At 42.5% G+C, this 3,271-nt stretch carries 1 protein-coding gene and 2 pseudogenes; 2 read left to right on the forward strand and 1 reads right to left on the reverse strand.

Features of this window, described 5'->3' with window-relative positions:
• The first annotated feature begins 116 nt into the window (after positions 1–116).
• The gene (glyQ, locus tag LC605_RS32015; RefSeq protein WP_229551404.1) at positions 117–1,001 is read left to right on the forward strand and encodes a glycine--tRNA ligase subunit alpha; all 885 of its coding nucleotides are present in this window, start codon (positions 117–119) and stop codon (positions 999–1,001) included.
• A gap of 714 nt (positions 1,002–1,715) precedes the next feature.
• Positions 1,716–3,179: pseudogene (locus LC605_RS32020) on the forward strand (ComEC/Rec2 family competence protein); the annotation flags it as partial.
• Here the strand turns inward: LC605_RS32020 and LC605_RS32025 are convergent.
• Positions 3,155–3,271 (reverse strand): annotated as a pseudogene (locus LC605_RS32025) (glycosyltransferase family 1 protein); the annotation flags it as partial. The pseudogenes LC605_RS32020 and LC605_RS32025 overlap by 25 nt on opposite strands.

Genomic DNA, 3,271 nt, shown 5'->3' on the forward strand with positions numbered 1-3,271 from the left:
CAACTACTTTTTCCATTTTTCTTGGGAAATGCTTTTCTGTCTCCTGAAACTGCCCACAGTGCCGGGTTCTAGGCAACAATGGTTTATGCACTGTGTTCAGTTGGCAAGGGGGAACCGTGAATTTTCAATCGGTAATCAGCTCATTACATCACTTCTGGGGCGATCGCGGTTGTCTCATAGCCCAGCCCTACGATATGGAGAAGGGGGCAGGTACTAAAAATCCGCAGACATTTTTAAGAGCATTGGGGCCGGAACCGTGGGCTGTTGCTTACGTTGAACCTTGTCGTCGCCCTACAGATGGACGCTATGGCGAAAACCCCAATCGCTTCCAACACTATTATCAGTATCAAGTTCTGATTAAGCCGTCGCCAGATAATATTCAGGAGATTTATCTGGATTCCTTGAGGGTGTTAGGCATTCGTCCTGAAGACCACGATATTCGGTTTGTAGAGGATAACTGGGAAGATGCGACGGTGGGAGCTTGGGGCACTGGGTGGGAGGTATGGTTAGATGGGATGGAAATTACTCAATTTACCTATTTCCAACAGTGTGGGGGAATTGATTGTCGTCCGGTGTCGATTGAGATTACATACGGCTTAGAGCGGCTGACAATGTATCTCCAGCAAGTAGAAGCATTTACAAAGATCCAGTGGACAGACAACATTACTTATGGTGATGTTTTCCTGCAAAGTGAGATTGAGCAGTGTACATACAACTTTGAAGCGTCGAATCATGATCTGCTACTGACACTATTTAATTTGTATGAGCAGGAAGCTACCCAATTGACGGAGCGAGGATTGGTCTTGCCTAGCTTAGATTATGTAATGAAGTGTTCGCACACGTTTAATCTGCTGGATGCTAGAGGTGTGATTTCGGTGACGGAGAGAACTCGTTATATTGCCAGGATTCGGCATTTGGCTAGAAAGGTGGCTCATTTATATGTTGAACAAAGGGAGAAGTTGGGTTTTCCTTTGCTTAAAGATAGTGTGAGTTCAATATGAAGCTCCACATCTTAAAGGGTGTGGCTACACGAACTAAGTACAGCTTTGTGTAAAATCGTAAGGTTTTTAAACGCAGAGGAACGCAAAGTAAACGCAAAGGTACGCAGAGTCTTGCCAAATTTAATTCGCTACGACTTTGTTTTATGGTTATCTATGCGGCACTGGGGTTTAAGCTAGGTATATGTTTATCATCTGGCTATTGCTAAAGATCAGAAATGCAGTTAAATCTTGAGTCTAGAACGTTAAGGCTATAACCCACGTTCCGCACCCTGGGGTGTCACATAGTGTAATTACTAAGTTTTTGTGATTTTTGTAGTTGCAGATTATGCTCGTGCATCTTCATATTTAAGTTATTTTACTGGTTTTATGTATATTCAGTAGCTTTGTTTATGTCTAAAAACCAGTAAAAACCGATTGTGACAGTTGAGGGTGCGGAATGTAGGCTATAAGTATAAGGCCCGCCTGTGCGGGCTTTGTTTGTATAAACTTAATGGACTATACTTCACCACAAGTATAAAATTTTTTGACGTTGCTGATTAAAGAGATGAAATGCTTATGCAGAGCCGCTCCAGGGGCAGATAATAAGAGTTTGGAATATTTGATTTTTGAATTTTATAGCCAAATTCGGCATTGCCGATTTTTCTCTATTGCTGCCATAACTATTTTTAAGTCAGGTGCAAGTTCCGGTTGCCAGGTGCTTTTACAAAAAATCTTATGATTCAAACTACTGGTGTAATTATTTGTCTTGGCTACATTTTCGGGTTGCTGTTTACAGCAGTTCCTTGGGGTGGTGTGTGGATTTTGGGGTTGGGGATAGTGGGAGCAGTTATCTTTAGAAGACGCACTATCCTACGGCAATTTGCTCAGAAATCAGAAAATGCTGGAAGTAAAACAAAGGCGGTGCCTAATAATTGGCAAACTATTCCCCATCCTCGAATATGGCTAGCTGCTGGCTTGGTGGGGTTGTTAGCAACTCTGTATTTTCAATGGCGAGTGCCACAGCCGGGTACAAAAGATATTAGTCAGTTCGTTCCACCCGGAAATAGCAGTAATCAAGAACAACTTGTGATTGTTCGCGGCGAAGTGGCGAGTAATCCCCGCTTGACTCGCAGTCAACGGGGACAATTTTGGCTGGAAGCGACTCAGATAGATGAGGTCAAAAATGAAAAAGGTTCAGCAGGTGTCCCAAAAGGGGTAACGGGCAAATTGTATGTGACAGTGCCTATACTTCAGGCTACTGGGTTATACCCTAGTCAACAAATTGCTGTGACTGGGATTTTGTACAAACCAAAAGCGGCTTCCAATCCTGGTGGTTTCGATTTTCAGAAGTTTCTCAAACAGGAAGGAACATTTGCTGGTTTGATTGGACGACAAGTAAATGTTTTGGATCAGGAACGTAAATGGGGATGGTGGCAAATTCGGGAGCGAATTGTGCGATCGCAAGTTCGTTGGTTAGGTATTCCTGAAGGGCCTCTTGTTAGTGCAATGGTTTTAGGTAGCAAAGCTGTTGATTTACCTTATGATATCCGCGATTTGTTTGTACAAGCCGGATTAGCTCATGCTTTAGCTGCTTCTGGGTTCCAAACTTCTTTGATTTTGAGTGTAATTTTACAGTTAACGAGGCGGGCAAGAAAAGGAACGCAATTTACCCTTGGGTTTTTGGCTTTAATCATTTTTCTAAGTTTAACAGGCTTTCAACCTGCGGTTCTCAGAGCTGTGATTATGGGTTTTGCGGCATTAGTTGGTTTGCTATTAAAAAGGAAGGTAAAACAGTTCGGCTCATTACTATTGGCAGCAACTCTGTTATTAGTGTTTAATCCTCTATGGATTTGGGATTTAGGCTTTCAATTGAGTTTTTTAGCAACGCTGGGATTAGTCGTAACAGTGTCTCCATTGGTCAATGGACTAGCATGGCTACCACCTGCCATCGCTGCTTTAATTGCTGTTCCCCTAGCTGCCACTATTTGGACTTTGCCTGTGCAACTTTTTGTCTTTGGGGTTGTGCCATCTTATAGTCTGTTTCTGAATGTGGTTAGTACTCCATTAATTTCGATTATTAGTATAGGTGGAATCATCAGTGCCTTAGTAGGTTTAATTTGGACTCAAGCAGGAAGCTTTTTAGCTGCGGTGTTGCATTACCCGATTGATTGGCTAATTAAACTAGTGGAATTTTTCTCTGGCGCTATTCGACCCTGATAGACAAACAAGCGTTCAGCTTTAAATTCTGCTTTGACTTGAGATAGCCCTTGAGAATACTTGTCAGTATCAAC

Source organism: Nostoc sp. CHAB 5836 (assembly GCF_020829445.1).
Classification (GTDB): Bacteria; Cyanobacteriota; Cyanobacteriia; order Cyanobacteriales; family Nostocaceae; genus Nostoc.